This is a genomic window from Pseudomonas sp. SDO5271_S396 (genome assembly GCF_054071795.1).
In genome coordinates this window covers 1-3,484 of the sequence record NZ_JBSVWB010000105.1, presented here as the reverse complement: position 1 = coordinate 3,484, position 3,484 = coordinate 1, and the positions used below count along the sequence as shown (strand labels likewise).

The following is a 3,484-nucleotide window of genomic DNA, read 5'->3' as shown; positions in this document are numbered from 1 at the left end:
CGGTATCACTGATACACCGAGGTGCCTGTATCGCAGGCAAGCCAGCTCCCACATTGATTCGCGGTGACTTCAAAATATTCATCCACTGAGAATCACCTTTGGCCCACCCCGCCCAACGCCGCTGGTACCTGCCGGTCTTCAGCGTCGCCGCCCTGGTATTGCTGCCGCTGAGCGTGCTGCTGCTGTCCTGGCAAAGCATCGATGCGCAAATCTGGTCCCACCTCTGGGACACCCAGATGCCCCGGCTGCTGGGCAATACCCTGACGCTGGTGCTGGGTGTCGGCATGGGCGTGACCTTGCTGGGCGTCAGCCTGGCCTGGCTGACCAGCCTCTGCGAGTTCCCTGGCCGGCGCTGGCTCGATTGGGCGTTGATGTTGCCCTTCGCGATTCCGGCCTATGTGCTGGCGTTTGTGTTCGTGGGGCTGCTGGACTTCGCGGGCCCCGTGCAAACGGCACTGCGTGAGTGGTTCGGCAGTGGTGTGAGGTTACCTCGCGTGCGCTCCACCAGCGGCGTGATCATCGTGTTGGTGCTGGTGTTCTATCCCTACGTTTATCTGCTGGCGCGCACTGCGTTCCTGGCCCAGGGCAAAGGTTTGATGGAGGCCGCGCGGGTGCTGGGGCAGTCGCCGTGGCAGGCGTTCTGGCGTGTGGCCCTGCCCATGGCGCGGCCTGCGATCGGCGCCGGTGTGGCCTTGGCGCTGATGGAGACTCTGGCGGATTTCGGGGCGGTCTCGGTGTTCAACTTCGACACCTTCACCACGGCTATCTACAAGACCTGGTACGGCTTTTTCAGCCTGTCGAGCGCTGCGCAATTAGCCAGCCTGTTGCTGCTAGTGGTGATGGTGGTGCTGTACGGCGAACGGCGGGCCCGGGGTGCCAGTCGAGCGAGCAACGAACGGCCGCGGGGCAAGGCGCTGTACCACCTGAGCGGGCTCAAGGGGGCCGCGGCCAGCTTCTGGTGCGGCCTGGTGTTCGCTTGCGCCTTTGTGATTCCCATGCTGCAACTGGTCGTGTGGTTCTGGCAGCGCGGCCGCTTCGACCTGGATGAGCGCTATTCAGGCCTGATCGCCCACACCCTCTACCTGGGTGGCATTGCTGCCCTGATCACGGTGAGCGTGGCGCTGGTGCTGGCCTTCGCCAATCGCCTCGCACCGACCCGGGCGATCCGCTCCGGCATCAGCCTGGCGAACGTCGGTTATGCCTTGCCGGGTTCGGTGCTGGCGGTGTCGATCATGTTGGCCTTCAGCTACCTGGACCGCCAGTGGGTGGTGCCGCTGTCGGGGTGGCTGGGTGGCGCGGGCAAGCCGCTGCTGCTGGGCAGCCTGTCGGCGCTGGTGCTGGCCTATCTGGTGCGTTTTCTGGCGGTGGCCTACGGACCGCTGGAAAACAGCCTGGCGCGAATCCGTCCTTCATTGCCTGAAGCCGCACGCAGCCTGGGTGTGAGCGGGCCACGACTGTTTTGCAAAGTGTATCTGCCTCTGTTGCTGCCCGGGACATTGAGCGCCGCGCTCTTGGTGTTCGTCGATGTGCTCAAGGAGATGCCCGCTACTTTGCTGATGCGTCCGTTTGGCTGGGACACCCTGGCGGTACGCATTTTCGAGATGACCAGCGAAGGCGAGTGGGCGCGGGCTTCTTTGCCGGCGTTGACCCTGGTGCTGGTGGGCCTGTTGCCGGTCATCGGGCTCATTCGACGCTCCGCGCGGCCAATCGGTTAGGTGCCAGTCCTACGGCTTGCGGCTACAATGCGCGGCATTCGGTGCGGTCCGTCTTTCGGGTCGGGACGCTGGACATGGCTGCAAGCCTTGTAATCCAAGGTGTTCAGCATGAAAGGCAACCTGCCGCACCTTCGCCAAGCCCGGAAGGAGAAACCCATGGGACAGCGTACGCCTCTGTATGACCTGCATCTCGCCCTCGGCGCGAAAATGGTCGATTTTGGCGGTTGGGATATGCCTCTGCACTACGGCTCGCAAGTTGAAGAACACCATCAGGTGCGACGCGATTGCGGGGTGTTCGATGTATCTCACATGACCGTGATCGATGTCACAGGCCTTCAGGCCAAGGAGTGGCTCCAGTATCTGCTGGCCAATGACGTCGATCGTTTGCACGGCTGCGGCCGTGCGTTGTACAGCGCCATGCTCAACGAGCAGGGCGGTGTGGTGGACGACATGATCGTCTATCGCACCCAGACCGGTTATCGGTTGGTGGTCAATGCCGCCACCCGTGACCAGGACATGGCCTGGATGCAGGCGCAGTCGGGCAACTACGCGGTGCAGCTGCAGGAGAGGCCCGAGCTGGCCATGCTCGCTATCCAAGGCCCCCATGCACGGCAGAAGATTGCCGAGCTGGTGTCCCAATCTCGCGCGGCCTTGATCCATCAGCTCAAGCCGTTTGAAGGCCTGGCCGATGGCGACTGGTTTATCGCCCGTACCGGCTACACCGGCGAAGATGGCCTGGAAATCGTGCTGCCTGCCGATCAGGCACCGGCCTTTTTCAACGACCTGGTGGGGGCCGGTATTTCACCCATCGGTCTGGGCGCCCGGGATACCTTGCGCCTGGAAGCCGGCATGAACCTGTACGGCCAGGATATTCACCAGGATGTTTCGCCGCTGGCCGCCAATATGGCCTGGACCATTGCGTGGGAGCCGACCGAACGCACGTTCATCGGGCGTGCTGCGCTCGAGGCCGAAAAAGCGGGCGGTGTGCAATCCAAACTGGTGGGGCTGGTACTGGAAGAGCGCGGGGTTTTACGCGCTCATCAGGTGGTTCGTATCGCCAATGTTGGCGAAGGAGAGATCACCAGTGGTAGTTTCTCTCCTACGTTGAGCAAATCCATTGCCCTGGCGCGAGTACCGACGGCGACTGCCGATCGGGCCGAAGTGGAAATCCGCGGCAAGTGGTACCCGGTTCGAGTGGTCAAGCCGACCTTCGTGCGCCATGGTAAAACCTTGATCTAACCTATTTCCGGCAGGCCCAAGGCCGCTGACATTACTTCTTGAGGACACAGACTATGAGCGATATCCCTGCCGACCTGCGTTTTGCCGAAAGCCACGAATGGGCCCGTCTGGAAGCTGACGGCACCGTGACTGTCGGGATCTCCGACCACGCCCAGGAAGCGTTGGGTGATGTGGTGTTTGTCGAGTTGGCGGAAGTGGGCAAAGTCTTCGCCGCGGGTGACACTGCTGGCGTCGTGGAGTCGGTGAAAGCCGCTTCGGACATCTATTCGCCGGTAGCCGGTGAAGTAATCTCGGTTAACGAACAACTGGCCGACAGCCCGGAATCGTTGAACGAAACCCCTTACGAGTCCTGGATCTTCAAGCTCAAGCCAAGCAATGCGGACGCAGACCTGGCCAAGTTGCTGGATGCCGCCGGCTACAAAGCCGCCATTGGCGAGTAGATACAGGTAGCTGAGACAATACAGATCAGTGTGGGAGCTGGCTTGCCTGCGATGCAGGCACCTCGGTGTATCAGTTACACCGCAGTGATG

The 3,484-nt window shown here is 62.0% G+C and carries 3 protein-coding genes; all 3 read left to right on the top strand.

Annotation, left to right across the window (positions count from 1 at the left end; genetic code table 11):
- The first annotated feature begins 98 nt into the window (after positions 1-98).
- Entirely contained in the window at positions 99-1,715 is a 1,617-nt protein-coding gene (locus ACW9IN_RS30025) for an ABC transporter permease (protein WP_457369230.1), read from the top strand.
- A gap of 156 nt (positions 1,716-1,871) precedes the next feature.
- A complete protein-coding gene (gene gcvT / locus ACW9IN_RS30020; protein ID WP_457369229.1) occupies positions 1,872-2,954 on the top strand; it encodes a glycine cleavage system aminomethyltransferase GcvT in 1,083 nt (360 codons plus the stop codon).
- A 53-nt stretch (positions 2,955-3,007) separates the two neighbouring features.
- The gene (gene gcvH, locus ACW9IN_RS30015) at positions 3,008-3,394 is read left to right on the top strand and encodes a glycine cleavage system protein GcvH (RefSeq protein ID WP_457369228.1); all 387 of its coding nucleotides are present in this window, start codon (positions 3,008-3,010) and stop codon (positions 3,392-3,394) included.
- Positions 3,395-3,484 lie beyond the last annotated feature (90 nt).